The sequence below is a fragment of the Bacillus cereus group sp. BfR-BA-01380 genome (assembly GCF_022663535.1).
Classification (GTDB): Bacteria; Bacillota; Bacilli; order Bacillales; family Bacillaceae_G; genus Bacillus_A; species Bacillus_A cereus_BB.
Genome location: NZ_JAKUFS010000015.1, coordinates 1 through 18505 on the forward strand (window position 1 = coordinate 1; position 18505 = coordinate 18505).

Sequence of the window (18505 nt, forward strand, 5' to 3'; positions counted from 1 at the left end):
ATCGTACGCTTGGAGATTTTCGAACGTGTACTTCCAGTTTGTTGCTTCACTTACTTCTTTCGTATCTACCACTTTACCGTTTTGTAGTAAATCGACTTTGATTGAACTTGGGCGATCTTTCGCGTCGTTGTCTTTCCACGTCTTCGTTCCTTCTACTTTTGTTTGGCCTACTTTTGTATTTGTAATGTCATAACCTTTTACTTCTGTTTGGTACCCGTCTACTGGTTGTTCTTTCACTTCATACTTGTATGCTACTCCATTTGCATCGTACGCTTGGAGATTTCCGAACGTGTACTTCCAGTTTGTTGCTTCACTTACTTCTTTCGTATCTACCACTTTACCGTTTTGTAGTAAATCGACTTTGATTGAACTTGGGCGATCTTTCGCATTGTTGTCATTCCAAGTTTTTGTTCCTGTAATAGATGTAGTTTTCACTTTATTCGAAATCGGCAACTTAATTCCGTTTACATCACCTGGTTTAACTTCAAAATCTACTTTTGCCTGAGGATCAAAATCAATATAGTTTGGAGCTGAAACTTCTTGCACATAATATTTTCCTGGTTGTAAATTAGTGATTTCAATCATACCTTGTCCATCTGTTGTATATACATCTCCAACTTGTTCACCCGACTCTTTATACAACTTAAACGAAACGTTTGGTATTACTTTTTCTTCATTTCCTTCAATATGTTTAATAATTCTTAGCGTTCCTTTTGGAACCTTGTTACCTTCTGCGCCACCGCCAGCTGTCATATTTTCGACTTGGTAACTACCCGACTCAGAAACTGGGTCTTTGTATAGAATTTGGTAATCAATTTTATAATCATTCTTAAAATATTCTTGTTTCTTTCCGCTTTCCGTTATAGTAGTTGTATAACCAATCGTAAATGCGGTAGCATGTGCTTTATCCTTATAAATCACAACTTTAAATGAGTTATCACTATTAAACGTAATAGTTCCATAACGTTTAGTTACAAATTCTTGCAGTGATAAGGATGAACGGCCTGTGTAATTATCAATAATTATATAGAAACTACCTTTATTAAGTGTTTGACCTTCTTGTAAGCTATCAGTCACAACAATATCACGACTTAAATATTCTTTGTTTAAGTTTATATTCAAGAACCAACGCACTTCATTGTCCTTACCTGAGAGCATATCACCAGTTTTATAAAAAAACGGTTTCTTTCCAGGATCTGTACCACCACCACCACCGTTTGGACCAGTAATGATTACAGTTTGCTTATCTAAATTTGTACCAAAATTGGTTTCAACCTCTTTCTTTTGATCCTTTCCTACATTAGTAGCTTGCACTTTAAAGTTTAGATACCCTTTAATATTTTGATAGTTATTCACTTTATCATTAAATGTGCATACCACAGTACCTGCAGTAACTGTACAAGTACCATAATCATCTAAATTAAACGTTGTATCTAATCCTTTTAATTCCGGAGGCAGTGTTAATGTTAGTGTGTCTCCAGGTTTCAGCCTAACTCCATTTTTTTCACTGAAGTTTATAGTTACTTTAGTCACTTCTCCGCTCTGTAGATCTGTTTTACCTATCTTAAAACTATCCACAAGTCCTGCTGTATTTAACTCTTGTGCATTTGCTATTATAGGCATCAAACTCTGACCTATAGTAAATATAAAAATCATTATAATTGAGAAAATCGAAGTGATTCTTTTTAAATACATGCTTTATGTTAGCCTCCTTATAAATTACAATACAGATAAATCTTGGAGTAAATAAACTACAACAAAGATTCTATGATTCAATGTCATTGCGCTATTTTACTTACATATTTTCGATAGCCATTATCATCTTTTTCTCTTTCTTTACTCCTTCTATTGCTTAGAAACTTGAAATTTAACTTTTATATAAATTCATCTAATTTTCTCCAATACATCTAAACGGTGAAATTTCTGATCTGTACGATTTAACAAAGACAAATAAGCGAATGAACGAACAATAGAACAAATTCAAAGTCAGGAAAAGACAATTTTAAAAGCCTTCATGACAATCATTCGTCTTATTATGCAAGGGTATTATGTCATAGAGGTTGCAAAACTTCTTCACATTCATCACAAAATGATTGCTAGGTACGTAAAAAAATTTAGTGCGGGCAATATGGACGAGCTATTTCACAACAAATATGCATCTAGTCGGCTTCCATACTTATTCTCCTGAAGATGAACAGGAAATGCAGCGTATGACACAAGCCGAAAAAAATCACAGCTTTAAAACGTGCTAGTATACTCGTATTCTAAAGAATGTTATTGAAGATAAGTTTTCTGTGACCATGAATCGAGGTGAAATCAGTCATATGTTAAAACGTCTTATGTTTAGATACACAACCGACCTACACACTGAAACAAACTGACAAGAAAAACAAGAAGTATTTCAACCTCAGCGTTATAATAAGTATTATTTGTCTATGTGGATGAAAGTCATATTCTCCAAATCTGAATATAGTAGAACAAATTTTGGGGTAATAAAAACAGAGTGTAATTGCCAACCGAGTTCATACGCATCGTACAGAAATACGAAAGTCGGTCTTTTCATTTTTGGAGTATATAAATGAGTGTCGAGAAAATGTGCTTCGCCTAATGGGTTCCATGGCTATGTCGAGGAATTAAACTAAACTTATATATACGTTTCATCTACTTGATAAGAATCGTTAGTTTTTTTAAAAAGACTATAAATCCAAATGTCTAGATATTGACATATCCATATAACAGATGGTAATATTGAATTAGAGAGATTTATATTCTTTCATTATTCTTATCAAATCACGAAAAATTAAATTGTACCGCATGTACTATATAAATTCATTTTGAGTTTTCAACACATAAGTCGCTGCTATGCAGAACAAAGCATGACCTGCACCCTGCGTTTTCTCTCTTCGTTTTCACCCTTGCATGTGGCAGAAAAAGGTCTTGATCGCCCTCTATGCATGGCCAAATGCTCTCGCCTACCTAAAAAAAACGAGGGTTTTTATGTCATTTTTTAATTTATATTTTAGACATGTAACCCCTAGTTTCTTGACTAGGTTGGAAGTTTTCAAGGTTACTTACTAATAGTTTAGACTCTTGGTTAGATGAAGTGTTATTTTAAATATTTGGTGTAGCTATAGCAACATTGTTTACAACAATTGAACCATTTCCTAATCATATCCCCTCTCAAACAAGAAATCGTTCCCACAATCTATTATTCTAAAATCATTACAAAAAAGCAACAATCAAGTACTATTTCCCATTTTTTCCTTATCAATATAACACATTTTGACAAATATATTTAGAGCAGAAAACTGAAAACGATTTCTTAAAGATGACTTTTCCATCGTTTTTCTGCTTAAGCTTTCCCAAGTTCTTATTTCTTTAATATCTGATCAGTCTATAGACTGATCAGATATTTTTATGTCAACTTGTAAATCACTTCTAAATAAAATAGGTACTTTCCCTGTTATTCCTTACATCTTCTCTGGTGCAGATACCCCAACTAATGCTAATGCATTTTGAAGTGTAATGCGTACTGCACGCATTAAATCGTAACGAGCTTTACTTAATTCTAAATTATCTTGGTTTAATACTTTTTCTGCATTGTAGAAGCTATGAAGCGCTGCTGCTAAGTCAAATGCATAGCTTGTAATGCGGTGCGGCAGACGTTTTTGCGCTGCTTCTGCAACTGCTGCTGGGAATTCACCAAGTTTCTTTAATAAGTCTACTTCTTTCTCAGAAGCAACTAGTTTGTAGTTCACATCGCCGCCTGCAGTTAATCCAAGCTCTTCACCTTGGCGAAGGATACTGCATACGCGTGCATGTGCATATTGTGCATAGTATACAGGGTTTTCATTTGATTTTGATACGGCTAAGTCCATATCAAAGTCTAAATGAGAGTCACCGCTGCGCATCGCAAAGAAGTAACGCATTGCGTCCACGCCCACTTCTTCCATAAGCTCACGAAGTGTAACAGCTTTACCTGTACGTTTACTCATTTTTACTTTTTCACCGTTTTGGTATAGTTGTACCATTTGGATGATTTCTACTTCTAATGTATCTTTGTCGTATCCAAGCGCTTGAATTGCTGCTTTCATACGAGGAATGTAACCGTGGTGGTCAGCACCCCAGATGTTAATTAATTTATCAAAACCACGCTCTAATTTATCGCGGTGATACGCAATATCTGGTGTTAAGTATGTGTAAGAACCATCGTTTTTAATTAATACACGGTCTTTATCGTCGCCGTAAGTTGTAGAGCGGAACCATGTTGCGCCCCCTTCTTCAAACACTTCACCGCGCTCTTTTAATACTGCAAGAGCTTCGTCAATTTTACCGTTTTTATATAATGATGTTTCAGAATACCAAACGTCAAAGTTAACGTGGAAGCTTGCTAAGTCTTTTTGAAGCTTTTCTAATTCATATTTTAAACCGTACTGACGATAGAACTCATAGCTTTCCTCTGCATCTGCATGCACGTAACGATCGCCGAATTCTTCTGCAAGTCGCTTACCAATACCGATAATATCAGCACCGTGGTAACCGTCTTCTGGCATTTCTTTTTCTAAACCTAACGCTTGCATGTAACGTGCTTCAACAGAAAGCGCTAAGTTATGAATTTGGTTACCCGCATCGTTAATGTAATACTCACGAGATACATGGTAACCTGCTTTTGCTAATACGTTACATAACGTATCACCAACCGCTGCGCCGCGTGCATGTCCTAAGTGAAGGTCACCTGTTGGGTTTGCAGATACAAACTCAACTTGTACTTTTTCACCTTTACCTGCGTTTGTTTCACCATAAGCTTCACCAGCTGTGATAATTGTTGGAATTAAATCTGTTAAATAGCTGTTATCCATGTAAAAGTTAATAAAACCAGGGCCAGCAATTTCGATTTTTTCAATAGAAGCTTTTGCTTTATCAAAGTTTGCAATTAATTCTTCTGCAATCATACGAGGTGCTTTTTTCGCTACACGTGCCAGTTGCATCGCCATGTTTGTCGAGAAATCACCGTGTGTTTTATCTTTTGGTGTTTCTAATACAACGTTTGTAATTTGTTCTTCTGTCGCTAATTCTGCTTTTACTACAGCAGCTTTAACTTCCTCTTTAATGAGTTCTTTTACTTGTTCTAAAGAGTTCATTATTTTGCCTCCTTAAGATTAATGGTAATTGTATATCGGCCTGCTTCTTGTTCACTTAGAAGCAATGCATACGTTAGAAAGAGTTGTCCCTTTTTCTTTTCTTCCGACCATTTAAAAAGGACGTTATCCGTTTTCGTTTGCAACGCAAACGTTCCAAGTTCACTCGTATACGTTCCTGTTGTCCACTCACCTTTTTTATGAGTTTGGCGCATCGAAACAGCACCCGAACGCATAATAAGAACTTGATCATCTTGGATTTTAATAATTGTCTTCACTTCGCCTTGTTCGTTCGGCTCTTGAAACGTTACATATGTACTTTGACCTTTTACATAGTATAGACCATTTGCATCAAAAGCAATAGTTTCCTTTCGAACTCCCTCACGAACTTCCGTTACAAATTGAACTTGTACTGGTAAGCCTGCAAGTTGCTTCTCCACGTCCTGCACACCTTTCAAAATGTTATAGATATTAAATAAAGTTTATAATAAATCACTTTTCCTATCATATCAAAAAAGTGCAGTTTCTGTCTGCTGAAATATTAGGAAACCTAACAAAAGCTGTATTTCAAAAAACAATTTATAACCATTATCCTTGTAAAACATTAAACCCCAAGTTTATTATAAACTTGGAGTTTTCGTTATTTCTTCAGCTTTTCTAGCACTTTCACTGGTACTTCATTCTCCCGCGCTTCTGCCCAACCTTTTGCTTGGCTACCTTTTGCATAGATTTTCAAATATTCTCCACGTCGCAGCTCACGATTTATCATCTTTTTCACAACTTGCTTATTTCCTTCTCTATCATAAGCAGTAAAGGCATACAAATACTGATCCCCTTTTTTCTCACCTTGATTTGTGACAGCATAACATTCCTTTACTTCCTTACTTGAAAAAAAGTTATCTACAAAGGCTTGCACACCTTCTGTTTTTGATTGTAAATAAAAGGATCCCGCCCCGCATAAAATAACAAATACCGTTACAACTTTTAACATCATACGCATACAGCTTTTCACCTCTTACATAATACTTCCTTATATTATCTTCAGTATAAAATGTACAAAAGATAGTCTCTATCGATTTTCCTTACACTTTCCTTACATCATTGTAAGGAAAGTTAACTATATAAATCGAAATTTTAAAAACGACATAAAACCATTCTTTTTCAGTGGGCAAGAGCATCTGGCCATGCATAGGATCGGTCAGGTCCTTTTTCTGCCACATGCGAAGTTTAAACAAAGGGAGAGAGCAAGTGCAGGATCCTTTTTTTCTACATAGCAGCAATCCATATGTCGAAAAATCAAAATGGATTTATATAAAAACAACACAAAAAAGGCTATTTCGAATTCATTCGAAATAGCCTTTTTAGAAAGCTTACTTTTCATCTAATTTTAGTAACTAGAATACTCGGTAGCTTCGCTTTTATCCCGCATTAACGGGCAGTAAGCCCCCCCTCAAGATTGAAAGGAAAGCGAAGAAGATAGGTAGGGGATAACTGCCCGTAAAAGCCCGATTGGTTCAACTAACCATCAGAGGGGGATGAAGCCCCCCTCTGATGGAAGTTTCACTTTATTTCTGCACCCATCCAAGTAACATTTCGCGCACAAATTTACTTGCTGCGATTGGTGTTTGATCACTGTGATCATATACAGGAGCTACTTCTACTAAGTCTGCTCCAACTACGTTTATATTTGAATTTGCAATTGCAACAATGGAATCTAATAGTTCTTTTGATGTAATACCGCCAGCTTCTAACGTTCCTGTACCAGGAGCATGAGCTGGGTCTAATACGTCAATGTCAATTGTGACATAGACTGGGCGTCCTGCAAGTGTTGGCAATACTTTCTTTAGTGGTTCTAATACATCAAATTTGTATAGGTTCATACCAACTTCTTTTGCCCACTCGAATTCTTCTTTCATACCAGAACGAATTCCGAAAGAATATACGTTTTCTGGGCCAATTAAATCACACACTTTACGAATTGGTGTAGAGTGAGATAAAGGCTCACCTTCATAAGATTCACGTAAATCTGTATGAGCATCCATATGGATGATCGCTAAATCTGGGTGTTTTTTGGCCATCGCCTTAAAAATTGGCCAAGACACTAAGTGCTCACCACCAAGACCTAGCGGAAACTTACCAGCATCTAATAGTTTTGTTACATATTCTTCTATCATGTCTAAGCTACGCTGTGCATTACCGAAAGGAAGCGGAATATCACCCGCATCAAAATATTTAACTTCCTCTAGTTCACGATCTAAATATGGACTATATTCTTCTAATCCAATTGATACTTCACGAATACGTGCTGGGCCGAAACGAGAACCTGGACGATAACTTACTGTCCAATCCATTGGCATCCCGTAAATAACTGCTTCAGCATCTTCAAAACTTGGATGACTTTTAATAAATACTTTACCTGAATAAGCTTCATCAAAACGCATATTCTTTTCCTCCTATCTGGAACTTAAGGTATCCCAACCTTTCATTTTGTCTCAAATTTGGAGCCATTTGCTCCTCTTTATCGATTTACCATATTCTTCTCCGTTCAATGTTTCGAGAAGAAATTTGCTTACTTTCCTTATTATGTAGCTCCGCCTCCTAAACCCTCCCGTCTAAGAACCTTCCCCACGAGAAGGAAAAAAGCTCCTTCTGTGGGAAAGAACCTTAGCCGTCAGACCTGAACAGTCGGCTCCGCTTTTCTTACTTAATTAAATCCCCAACAAATTTCGGTAATGCAAACGCTGCTTTGTGAAGTTCTTTTGTGTAATATTTCGTTTCGATTTCGTGGAAACGCTCTTCACTTACTTCTAATGGATCATGCTTCTTAGATCCAATTGTGAATGTCCAAAGTCCGCTTGGATATGTTGGAATGTTTGCTGTGTATAAACGTGTAATTGGAAAAATTTCTTTTACGTCTTTAAACACGGTTGAAATTAATTCTGGTGTGAACCAAGGATTGTCCGTTTGCGCTACGAAAATACCATCTTCTTTTAACGCTTTAGAGATTCCAGCATAGAATCCTTTTGTAAACAAGTTTACAGCTGGACCTACTGGCTCTGTAGAATCAACCATAATTACATCATACTCATTTTCACTTTCAGCAATGTGCAGAAAGCCATCGCCCACTTTTACATCTACGCGCGGGTTTTCTAATTCACCAGCAATTTCTGGTAAGTACTTTTTAGAGTACTCGATTACTTTTCCATCGATTTCAACAAGTGTCGCTTTTTTCACGCTTGGGTGTTTTAATACTTCACGAATAACACCGCCATCACCGCCGCCAACAACTAGAACGTTTTCAGGGTTTGGATGTGTAAATAATGGTACGTGCGCCACCATTTCGTGATATACGAACTCATCCTTTTGTGTTGTCATAACCATGCCATCTAAAATAAGCATATTACCGAATTCTTCAGTTTCAACCATATCAAGCTTTTGAAATTCTGTTTGCTCCGTATGTAAAGTGCGGTTAATACGTGCTGTAATTCCAAAATGCTTTGTTTGTTTTTCCGTGAACCATAGTTCCATTGTGCGATCACGCCTTTCGTTGCAAATTATAAGGTAGACACCATTAATGTCCCCTAACAAAAATAAAACAAAACCTATAAAATGTATAGTTAAAAATATAACAATACCGTAAATATATTTGAAACAAATTGTTTTTGTTCGTATATTTGGTCAATTATGTATAAAACAGTAAGAAAACCCCTTCCTAGGAAAGGGTTTTTCTCTCATTTTCTCGAATCGGTAGACAAATCATCACACATCCAACTAGTGCAACAATTCCTCCTACTAAAAACGGACTTTGCGGTGAAATTACGTGACCGAGAATTCCAGATAAAATCGGTGCAATTGCTCCGCCTAACCAACGAACAAAGTTATATACACCAGATGTGATAGATCTTTCATAAGGCGAGATATCCATTACGTAACTTGTAAATAATGCATTATTAAGACCAGATGCTAGTCCTGATAAAACGATAAGTGCAATTTGTAACCACATTACTTGTACGAAGAATAATAAGATTAAAAAGCCAGCAAACACAAGCAGGCTATAACGCAGTAACATTTTCGGTTCATATTTCTCTTCTAATCGATGAGCAAGTTTAGCAGAACCATACGCTAATGCAAGACCCCACCCGCAAAAGACGAACCCAAGCTGAATAGCAGATAAATGTAAAATAAGCGGTGAATACGCCAAAACAACAAAGAAAGCATAGTAATATAACATCCCGGAAATGGCACCTTGTATGAAAGGTTTATATTTCACTAAGTTAAGTAATTCTTTCAATCCAGCTGACTGACGTTTCGCTTTGCGCTCTGGTTCTTTTACAAAAAAGAAAACGAGAATAAATGCTAAACCAATTAAAACACTTGTCGCAAAAAACGGATAACGCCAAGAATACCCACCTAATAAACCACCTAACAACGGCCCTCCCGCCATACCTAAACCAATCGCTGCCTCATACAATCCAACGGCTTCATGCACTTCTTTGCTGAGCGCAATTAATAATGTCATCGCCGTTGCAAAAAACATCGCATTCCCTAAGCCCCAGCCAGCACGAAAAATAGATAACTGCGCAATTGTTTGTGATAACCCGCAAATACACGCAAATACGGTTACAATCGCAAGACCGATTGTCATCATACGCTTATCACCAAACCTTGCTGCAAGAAGCCCAGCTGGCAGCATCATAATGGCCATCGTTAAAATATAAGCTGTAAATAACATTTCTACTTGCCAATGCGTTGCACCAATTTTCTCTGCAATGATTGGCAAAATGGGATCGACTACTCCAATGCCCGAAAAGGCAAGAAACGTAGCGACTACTGTAATAAGTCTTCCCATTCGTTGTTTACTCTCCATATGAATCATTCTCCTCTTTCTAAAAACTTCGCTGCTCTTTCCAAGCTATGTTCTAATTCTTCTTTCACACGCTTCATTTGTAACATTTTCTTGTCTAGCGTCTCGATTTGACCTGTCAGCATATTTGCTATTTCTTGAATGACTTCCCGATCGTGCGGATTATCGCTATTTCTTCTTTGCTCCATACGTTCTTTAAGTGATAAGAAATACTGCATTTCTTGAAGCGTAATACCTAACACCTCTTTCGCTTCTACAATTTTTTTAATTCTCTCCACATCTTCGTCTGTATATAAGCGAATATTTCCTTCGCTGCGCTCTGGCGGATGAATTAAACCAACTTCCTCATAATAACGAAGAGTCCGCTTTGTTAAACCAGTTTGTTTTGTAACTTCCTCAATTTTATACACGTCTATTCCTCCTCCCTAACATTATTACATTTTACGTTAACGTTAACTTTTGTGCAACTATTACACCTTTGTAAATTTTTCCTACAAATGTTGTCTTTTGAATCGCTCAGTTTCATAATTGAATTAAAACAAATGAGAAGGGGAAATCATTATATATGAAACAACCACTTATTTTTGCGCATCGCGGTGTGAGAAGTACCCACCCCGAAAATACAATGATTGCTTTTCAAGAAGCAGAGCGCGTTGGTGCTCACGGCATTGAGCTTGATGTACATGTATCAAAAGATGGAGAAATTGTTGTTATTCACGATGAAACTGTGGACCGAACAACAAACGGAACGGGTCTTGTCTGTGAACAAACCGCTGAGCAATTACAAGCACTTGATGCTGGTAGTTACAAGGATTCTTCTTTTCATGAAGCAAAAATTCCAACGCTCCGTGAAGTGCTGATTTGGCTTTCTACAACAACACTGCAATTAAATATTGAATTAAAAACAGATGTCATTCGTTACCCTGGTATAGAAGAAAAAGTCGTAGATCTTGTTCGTGAATTTCATCTTTCGAATCGAATTGCATTTTCTTCATTTAACCATGAATCCGTTGCGCTACTTGCAGATTTAGCACCGGAAATTCCCCGTGCAATTTTATACGATGAACCACTTGCGGATCCAATTGCCGAAGCAAAGAAAAGACAGGCTAATGGCCTCCATCCAAACTTTGAATTACTTACAAAAGAATTTGTACAAACAGCCCAGCAACAAGGATTCATATTCCGCCCTTATACAATTAATGAATATGAGGACTTACAAAAGATGATAAATTACGGCGTTGATGTCATCATTACCGACTGGCCAACACGTGCCTTTGAGCTTCTTTCTTAATAAGAAGCTCTTTTTTATATAAATACAAATGAAAAAACGACATGAAAATACTTCCTTTTGAGGTGGGCGAGAGCATCTGGCCAGGCATAGGAGCGGTCAGATCCTTTTCCTGCCACTTACAAGGTTAAAACAAAGGGAGAAAGTAAGTAGCGGTCATGTTTTATTCTGCATAGCAGCGCCTTATATTTCGAAAAATCAAAATGGATTTATATAGTTTAAAAACACCCAAAAACCTCAATACTAGTAAAAGTATGTTATGAGGGGTGACAAAAGAAATGGAAGTTACGGCAAATGAAAAACAAGCGAAATATATGCGCCTTTTCCTTACTGCACTGCTATCATGTGTCCTTTTCTTTGTTTTTACTATTTTCATTTTGTTACTCGTTGCAAAAATTTTAGGACCACCACCTGTTGCGGTTCCACAAACAACTATCTTTTATGCAAATGACGACTCGGTTATGGGGCAAAGTCACGGGGCGCAGGAACGCTATAACGTATCACTCGATCATATTTCACCCTACGTAAGGGAGGCAACACTTTCTATTGAAGATCAGCGCTTTTATAAACATCATGGCTTTGATTTAAAGCGCATAGGCGGGGCAGTGATTGCCGACATTAAAGCGATGGGAAAAGTGCAGGGTGCAAGTACAATTACGCAGCAATATGCACGTAATTTATATTTGGATCACGATAAAACATGGAAACGAAAGCTGTTAGAAGCAATGTACACCATTCGCCTCGAAGTGAATTACAATAAAAATGATATTTTACAAGGGTATTTAAACACAATTTACTATGGACACGGTGCCTATGGAATCGAGGCAGCGGCACGTCTCTACTTTAATAAAAATGCGAAAGATTTAAATTTAGCAGAAGCAAGTATGCTTGCAGGTATTCCAAAGGGACCAAGTTTGTATTCTCCCTATTTGCATAAAAGCCGAGCGCAAGAAAGACAAGCTCTCATTTTAAATGAAATGGTAGAACAAGGATATATCACAAAAAAAGAAGCGGCAGTGGCAAAACAAGAACAACTTAGCTTCGCTCCACTTGAAAAAGAAGAAGTAGCAGAAATAGCACCTTATTTTCAAGATGCCGTGCAAGCTTCTCTCATCAATGATGCTGGTCTCGATGAGCAAACGGTATCTCGCGGCGGCCTGCGTGTATACACGACGCTAGATCCGAAGCTACAAACAATTGCTGAAAGTACAGTAAACGAAACCATTCCAAGTACAACAGATATAGAAACAGCTATTGTATCGATGAATCCAAAAACGGGTGAAGTCATGTCCCTTGTCGGCGGACGTGATTATAAAAAAAGCCAATTCAACCGGGCAACGCAGGCATATCGACAACCAGGTTCGACGTTTAAACCTTTTTTATATTACGCCGCTCTTGAGCAAGGCTTTACACCAGCAACGCGCCTAAAAAGTGAACATACTGTGTTCACTTTAGGTGACGGTGTTTCAAAATATAATCCGACTAATTATAAAAACTATTACGCCGATGACTTCATTACAATGATGCAAGCAATAGCTGTTTCCGACAATGTATACGCTGTAAAAACACATCTTTTCTTAGGAGAAGAATCACTCGTAAAAACGGCGAAGCAATTTGGGATTACAAGTTCATTAAAAGATGTCCCATCGCTCGCGCTCGGAACATCTCCTGTAAAGCCTCTTGAAATGGTAAACGCTTATAGCATGCTTGCTAACGGCGGCAAACAAGTAAAGCCAACATTTATTCGGCGCGTTGTCGATCATGACGGCAACATTTTGTATGATGCTCATTTAGAAAATAAACAAATTCTTGATGAGAACAATGCTTTTGTAATGGAAGAAATGATGACGGGCATGTTTAATAAAAAGCTAAGCAGCTACGCCTCCGTCACGGGGCAAAACCTTATTCCAAAGTTATCCCGCACGTACGCTGGAAAGTCCGGTTCAACCGAGACAGATAGCTGGATGATTGGCTTTACACCAGAGCTCGTAACAAGTGTCTGGGTCGGCTATGATAAACAAAAAACAATCTCTAATCCAGCTGAGCAAGTCTATGCGAAAAATATGTGGGCAGCGATTATGGAGCAAGGGTTAGAAGAAACCCCAAAACAAGACTTTAAAAAACCAGCCAATGTGGTCGCATTAAACATTAACCCTGAAAACGGGAAAATCGCCACGAAAGGGTGCCCTGTTTCTGTCAAAATGTATTTTGTAAAAGGGACCGAACCAACGGAATACTGCATGGATCATATTGATGAGAAGGATGAATTTCAGGCAGTGCTAAAAGAGAAAGAAAAAAATAAACCAAGCTGGTGGAAGAAGTATTTTCCGTGGTAAAGAAAATCGAATCAATAAGGGAGCGTATGCTATCGCTCCCTTTACTTTCTTTCTATTCATCATTATCATTTACGATTGCCAATACTTGATGGTCTGTCCATCTTCCATTTATCTTTACATTTTCCCTTGCAATTCCCTCTTTATGAAACCCTGATTTCTCTAAGACTTTTATTGATCCTATATTATGCGGCATAACGCCCGCCTCAATCCGATGAAGCTTTAACTCATCAAATGCGTAAGACACGACGAGCTTAACAGCCTCTGTCATATATCCTTTCCCATTATGGTGTTTGCCTAAGTTATATCCAATAAAACAGCTTTGCAAAGGGCCGCGTAGTACCCCAGACAATGTAACAGACCCGATTAATTCTCCTGTTTCATTTAGATAAATGCCAAATGAATACTGCTCATCAAGCTCCTGCTTTTCATTCCCTTTTCTAATACGCTCCTTTTGACCCTCTAACGTATAAAAATCATCCTCTCGTAATGCTGTATACAGTTGAAAAAAATCTCGGTTTTTCGATTCCAAATGCATCACATTCTTCTAAACTTTTTACAAAAATAGACTTCCCGCGCATTCTCATTTATCCATCTCCCCCTTTCATTCCCCATTTGCATACATATTTCTGACAAATATCGGCATTTCCTGCTCTCTTCAATTAAAAACATGTTTTCAAACAAACCCCAAAAGGCACATAACACCTTTTGAAATCAGTTCTTTTTCCGTTATCGACCGTTCTTTGCAATATATCGGCGCTTTTCACGATATATCGACCAATTTTTAGAATATATCGGCGCTTCGACACGATTTAAAGATTCCTCGACGACATTCGACGCAAAAGTAATCGATTCGCTGAGCTGAATCATATCGAAAAGTGAAAGGAGCTGACTTTTAGTCAGCTCCTTATATATAAGAATAAGAGGCTACCTAAAAGTTTCCCTTTTGAGCAGCCTCACCTATTACTCTCCTAACAATTCACTACATAATTTCTCACTAGAAGAATTCCATAGCTCTTCATTATGCTCTTTTAAGAATGTTCCAAGCACTTTTTTAGAAGGTTCATCCATATGATCAACCATAATGTGACGCTTTAATGATTTATCCATTTTATTTACGTGCTCTGGAAGTGATTTATAACCGCGGCGAATTTCACGGTCTACGGTCATTTCACATGCAGTTACACCTGCATAATACGCGCCGTTTGCTGTGCGCTCAATTGTTACCCAAACGAGCCAGTACGGTTTTGCATTTGGTACTTCTTCTTTATTGATTAAAAATTTAATACCTTTTTCAACGGCACTGCGGGCATGCATTGCTCCAATATCTACAACTGCCGTTCCTTCTGTTACATCAATAATAACAGGAGAAATATTTTCAAGACTTAATGCGCCGACTCCAAAGCCGCCGTGTCCATCTGTAGAGTCATTTTTAATAATATTAAAACCAATTTGTTTCTTTTTCTCTGCCATAGAAAAGCCTCCCCTTCTAATACAATCCAAATAATGGTCCAATTATAGTATGCAGCATACCTAAAACTTGTGGAATGACAACTTGAAATATTGGTTGAATCGTATAGCGATCTAACGGTGTAATGACAAGAATCAATAAAAGGATTGCACCGTATTTTTCATATTGCGTCATTTTCGCACGTATATTAGTTGGCGCTAAGTCTTCCAAAACACGGTAGCCATCTAATGGCGGGATTGGTATCAAGTTAAAAACAAACAGAACGATATTAATCCCGATAAAAATTTGAAAGAACTGGAATAGCGTCTCTCCTACTGCTACTGGGACTGCTTCAATCACTCCAAATTTTAGTAAGCTATACCAGGCAGCAAGTCCGAAAGCACCCAATAATAAATTACTGATTGGCCCCGCAATCGAAACGCAAACCCCCGCAAGGCGCGGACGTTTAAAGTTATATGGGTTTACCGGCACAGGGCGCGCCCATCCAAAACCGATAAACAAGAATGCGATTGCACCAATCGGATCGATATGAGAAAGGGGCGATATTGTTAAACGCCCTTGATTCTTCGCCGTTAAATCTCCAAATTTATAAGCAACATATGCATGTGCAAACTCATGTACAGAGAGTGCGATTGCAACTGCAAGAGCTAACAACGGTAACTCGTGCAATGGGTATCTAAAGAAATTATCCATACTTCATCTCCTTCTTAATAATCCAAATAAAAAATCTTTTATTTTCTAATTGCGCTCTTCAAGAATCCGTTATAATAGTACTGTAATCTACATAAAAGGAGCGATACATATGCCATACGTAACAGTGAAAATGTTAGAAGGTCGCACAGAAGAGCAAAAGAAAGCCCTTGCTGAAAAAGTAACAGCTGCAGTAAGCGAAACTACTGGTGCACCAGAAGAAAAAATCGTTGTATTCATTGAAGAAATGTCTAAAAATCATTACGCAATTGGCGGAAAGCGCTTAAGCGACCAATAGTAATCATTCATATAAGAGAAGCAGCTGTGCTGCTTCTCTTACTCTTTTCCTTCTAATAAACGAATAATTTTTTCTTTTATTTTCCCTTTTCGTCCATCTTCATACAGTAAATCATGCGGATAGAATAGCTTTTGATCTGTTCTCTTTTTACCTGTAATTGCTTCCACAATGTCCGACTCACGAGACAATTCACGCAGTTCTCCATTTGGCATAAGCAGTAAAATCGGCAAGCGTTCTTCCTCTTCACCTGCACGGTAAAAGTCATACGGCAGATCCGACGTAGAATCTACTACTAAATAATATTCTGGATCAAGCCCAATCTTCTTAAATAAACTATTTAATTCTACCCAATTGTTTAACCCATGCTTTTCCGTAAAATCAACACATTTGAACAAGTTACGGTTCATAAAACGGCGGCATAAATCACTTAAAATAGCATCCTCTTCTTCCTGCCATACTTGGAAGTAGTAATACATGACATTCTCGTCTAACTTTAAATAATCCTCTACCGTTACTTCTCCTTCAAATAAAGAATAGAAATGAACGGGATAATATTTAAATGTATAATACTGTTCATGCAACGCCTTCGCCCGGTGCAAAATTTTCGTTAAAATCACTTCAGCACTGCGCGTGACTGGGTGAAAATATACTTGCCAGTACATTTGATAGCGGCTCATAATATAATGCTCAACAGCATGCATTCCGCTATATTTAATCACAACTTGATTATTAAATGGACGCATTACCCGTAATATCCGTTCCATATCAAAGTTTCCATATTTTACACCTGTGAAATACGCATCTCGTAATAAATAGTCCATGCGATCCGCGTCAATTTGGCTAGAAATCATACTGATCGCTAATTTATTAGTAGAAGTTTTCGCAATGACATCCGCTACCTTTTGCGGAAACTCACGATCAACGCGGCTTAACACCTCTTGAATCTCTGTATCGCCGACAATAATTGCTTGTGTAAATTTTTCATGGTTCAATTCAAAGACTTTTTCAAATGAATGGGAAAAAGGACCGTGCCCTACATCATGCAAAAGTGCTGCACATAAGCACAACAAACGATCTTCAGCATTCCAATCCGGCCTTCCATCAAACACATCATCAATCATGCGGCGAATAATTTCATAGACACCTAGTGAATGAGTAAAGCGACTATGCTCCGCACCGTGAAATGTAAAAAATGTCGTCCCTAGCTGCTTAATGCGACGCAGACGTTGAAACTCTTTTGTTCCGATTAAATCCCAAATTACGCGATCGCGTACATGCACATACTTATGCACTGGGTCTTTAAACACTTTCGTTTCATTTAATTTATCACTTACATATGCCATTACAATTCACCGCCCTCCATTATACGTTCTTACCCCTATTATAAACGAAAGGCGAAACAGAAAGAAATGAAAGACTGTATATTACTGCATGAAAATAAAATCACCTTCCAAAAACGAAGGTGATTTTCTCTATCATTATTATTTCCCTAAAATAAACATAGATAGTTCGTCTAATAACATCTCTTTACCAAGTGGGAAATATCCTTTATTTAAATCTTCATTTTTAATCATATACACGCGGTTGTTTTTTACAGCATTCATATTTTTCCAAATTGTTTCTTCTTGAAATTCTTTTAGACGCTGGGCACCGTCACCTGTTGTGAATACAAATAAGAAGTCTGGATTGTAATCAATTAATGCTTCTTTTTGTAATTGTACTAACGACTTGTCTGTTGGTGTACCGCTAACTGCTGGTAATTTTAAATCTTTAAATAAAATACTGCCGTAACCGTAGTCACCGTATACACGGAATGCATTCGGATATGCAGCCATTACCATGAATTTTGCATCGCCAGTTTTTGCAATGATTTTATCATGTAAATTACTTGCTTTTTCATCGTATTTCTTTAGCCATGCAGCTGTTTCTTGTTCTTTACCGAAGGTTTTCCCTACTTCTTCAAACTTCGGGCGCCATTGATCTAATGGCGCACTTAACATGACCGTTGGTGCAATTTTAGATAACTGATCATAAATTTTTTCTTGACGGTTGTTCACTAAAATTAAATCTGGTTTGGCAGCAGCTACTGCTTCAATGTTAATTTTATCTCCCCAAGCAGAACCAACTGGTTGTACGCCTTTTAATTTATCTGCAATATGCGCATCAATTTTTTCTTGCGTCGTATTTGCCGTAATAACCGGCTTCATACCTAAAATGAACAACTCTTCTGTTGACCCACTTAAGTCCGCAATTTTCTTTGGATTTGCAGGAATTTTAATTTCTCCTTTTGCATGTTTTACAACACGCTCTTCACTTTTTGCGTCTGCTTTCTTTTCTTCTTTCTTATCAGAAGAACATGCAGCAAATAATACAGAAGTAATCGCTAATACGAAAACTAATAAAGTAACTTTGAATTTCTTCAT

The 18505-nt window shown here is 37.5% G+C and carries 16 protein-coding genes; 3 read left to right on the forward strand and 13 right to left on the reverse strand.

The features are described 5' to 3' along the window. The 8 genes from MR076_RS14720 to MR076_RS14755 all read right to left on the reverse strand — a co-directional run. The coding region (locus tag MR076_RS14720; RefSeq protein WP_472927087.1) for a Cna B-type domain-containing protein at positions 1-1623 on the reverse strand (1623 nt) is incomplete at its 3' end. Between the two features lie 1847 nt (positions 1624-3470). Further along, entirely contained in the window at positions 3471-5141 is a 1671-nt protein-coding gene (argS, locus tag MR076_RS14725; RefSeq protein WP_242221825.1) for an arginine--tRNA ligase, read from the reverse strand. Then, entirely contained in the window at positions 5141-5578 is a 438-nt protein-coding gene (locus MR076_RS14730) for a YwiB family protein (protein ID WP_090916147.1), read from the reverse strand. Before MR076_RS14730 ends, argS begins: the two co-directional genes overlap by 1 nt. 200 nt (positions 5579-5778) lie before the next feature. Then, the gene (locus MR076_RS14735; RefSeq protein ID WP_242221828.1) at positions 5779-6138 is read right to left on the reverse strand and encodes a YxeA family protein; all 360 of its coding nucleotides are present in this window, start codon (positions 6136-6138) and stop codon (positions 5779-5781) included. Positions 6139-6703: 565 nt separating this feature from the next. Beyond that, entirely contained in the window at positions 6704-7579 is an 876-nt protein-coding gene (gene speB / locus MR076_RS14740) for an agmatinase (protein ID WP_242221830.1), read from the reverse strand. A 259-nt stretch (positions 7580-7838) separates the two neighbouring features. After that, positions 7839-8666 (reverse strand): polyamine aminopropyltransferase, encoded by an 828-nt coding sequence (gene speE, locus MR076_RS14745; RefSeq protein ID WP_098914502.1) that lies wholly within the window; start codon positions 8664-8666, stop codon positions 7839-7841. Between the two features lie 184 nt (positions 8667-8850). Continuing rightward, positions 8851-10005, reverse strand: a complete 1155-nt coding sequence (locus MR076_RS14750; protein ID WP_242221832.1) for an MFS transporter — start codon at positions 10003-10005, stop codon at positions 8851-8853. Positions 10006-10010: 5 nt separating this feature from the next. Continuing rightward, complete coding sequence (locus tag MR076_RS14755; protein WP_242221836.1) at positions 10011-10412, reverse strand: MerR family transcriptional regulator; 402 nt, start codon at positions 10410-10412, stop codon at positions 10011-10013. A gap of 155 nt (positions 10413-10567) precedes the next feature. On the opposite strand from MR076_RS14755, the gene MR076_RS14760 reads away from it, so the two are divergent. Together MR076_RS14760 and MR076_RS14765 are read left to right on the forward strand one after the other, a co-directional pair. Next, positions 10568-11293, forward strand: coding sequence for a glycerophosphodiester phosphodiesterase (locus MR076_RS14760; RefSeq protein ID WP_242221838.1), 726 nt, complete (start codon positions 10568-10570; stop codon positions 11291-11293). 275 nt (positions 11294-11568) lie between these two features. Then, positions 11569-13626 (forward strand): transglycosylase domain-containing protein, encoded by a 2058-nt coding sequence (locus MR076_RS14765; RefSeq protein WP_242221840.1) that lies wholly within the window; start codon positions 11569-11571, stop codon positions 13624-13626. A gap of 52 nt (positions 13627-13678) precedes the next feature. On the opposite strand, the gene MR076_RS14770 is transcribed toward MR076_RS14765, so the two are convergent. The 3 genes from MR076_RS14770 to MR076_RS14780 all read right to left on the reverse strand — a co-directional run bounded on the left by MR076_RS14770 (position 13679) and on the right by MR076_RS14780 (position 15787). Then, on the reverse strand, positions 13679-14161 hold the full coding sequence (locus MR076_RS14770; protein ID WP_396021703.1) for a GNAT family N-acetyltransferase: 483 nt from the start codon (positions 14159-14161) through the stop codon (positions 13679-13681). Positions 14162-14586: 425 nt separating this feature from the next. After that, a complete protein-coding gene (locus MR076_RS14775; RefSeq protein WP_242221842.1) occupies positions 14587-15096 on the reverse strand; it encodes a YwhD family protein in 510 nt (169 codons plus the stop codon). Positions 15097-15112: 16 nt separating this feature from the next. Beyond that, positions 15113-15787: a site-2 protease family protein gene (locus tag MR076_RS14780; protein ID WP_242221844.1), complete on the reverse strand. Its 675-nt coding sequence runs from the start codon at positions 15785-15787 to the stop codon at positions 15113-15115. A 109-nt stretch (positions 15788-15896) separates the two neighbouring features. Between MR076_RS14780 and MR076_RS14785 the strand changes: the two genes are divergently transcribed. Next, positions 15897-16082, forward strand: a complete 186-nt coding sequence (locus tag MR076_RS14785) for a 2-hydroxymuconate tautomerase (protein WP_242221846.1) — start codon at positions 15897-15899, stop codon at positions 16080-16082. Between the two features lie 38 nt (positions 16083-16120). Here the strand turns inward: MR076_RS14785 and MR076_RS14790 are convergent, their stop codons facing one another. Then, complete coding sequence (locus tag MR076_RS14790; protein WP_242221848.1) at positions 16121-17425, reverse strand: HD domain-containing protein; 1305 nt, start codon at positions 17423-17425, stop codon at positions 16121-16123. Between the two features lie 138 nt (positions 17426-17563). Then, a complete protein-coding gene (locus tag MR076_RS14795; RefSeq protein ID WP_242221850.1) occupies positions 17564-18505 on the reverse strand; it encodes an ABC transporter substrate-binding protein in 942 nt (313 codons plus the stop codon).

Excerpts from the sequence above, each read along its gene's own strand:
- MR076_RS14785 (WP_242221846.1), top strand. The coding sequence starts at position 15,897 with ATGCCATACGTAACAGTGAAAATGTTAGAAGGTCGCACAGAAGAGCAA.
- MR076_RS14750 (WP_242221832.1), bottom strand. The coding sequence starts at position 10,005 with ATGGAGAGTAAACAACGAATGGGAAGACTTATTACAGTAGTCGCTACG.
- MR076_RS14795 (WP_242221850.1), bottom strand. The coding sequence starts at position 18,505 with ATGAAGAAATTCAAAGTTACTTTATTAGTTTTCGTATTAGCGATTACT.
- MR076_RS14735 (WP_242221828.1), bottom strand. The coding sequence starts at position 6,138 with ATGCGTATGATGTTAAAAGTTGTAACGGTATTTGTTATTTTATGCGGG.
- MR076_RS14780 (WP_242221844.1), bottom strand. The coding sequence starts at position 15,787 with ATGGATAATTTCTTTAGATACCCATTGCACGAGTTACCGTTGTTAGCT.
- speB (WP_242221830.1), bottom strand. The coding sequence starts at position 7,579 with ATGCGTTTTGATGAAGCTTATTCAGGTAAAGTATTTATTAAAAGTCAT.
- MR076_RS14775 (WP_242221842.1), bottom strand. The coding sequence starts at position 15,096 with ATGGCAGAGAAAAAGAAACAAATTGGTTTTAATATTATTAAAAATGAC.
- MR076_RS14770 (WP_396021703.1), bottom strand. The coding sequence starts at position 14,161 with ATGCATTTGGAATCGAAAAACCGAGATTTTTTTCAACTGTATACAGCA.
- argS (WP_242221825.1), bottom strand. The coding sequence starts at position 5,141 with ATGAACTCTTTAGAACAAGTAAAAGAACTCATTAAAGAGGAAGTTAAA.
- MR076_RS14790 (WP_242221848.1), bottom strand. The coding sequence starts at position 17,425 with ATGGCATATGTAAGTGATAAATTAAATGAAACGAAAGTGTTTAAAGAC.
- MR076_RS14760 (WP_242221838.1), top strand. The coding sequence starts at position 10,568 with ATGAAACAACCACTTATTTTTGCGCATCGCGGTGTGAGAAGTACCCAC.
- speE (WP_098914502.1), bottom strand. The coding sequence starts at position 8,666 with ATGGAACTATGGTTCACGGAAAAACAAACAAAGCATTTTGGAATTACA.
- MR076_RS14765 (WP_242221840.1), top strand. The coding sequence starts at position 11,569 with ATGGAAGTTACGGCAAATGAAAAACAAGCGAAATATATGCGCCTTTTC.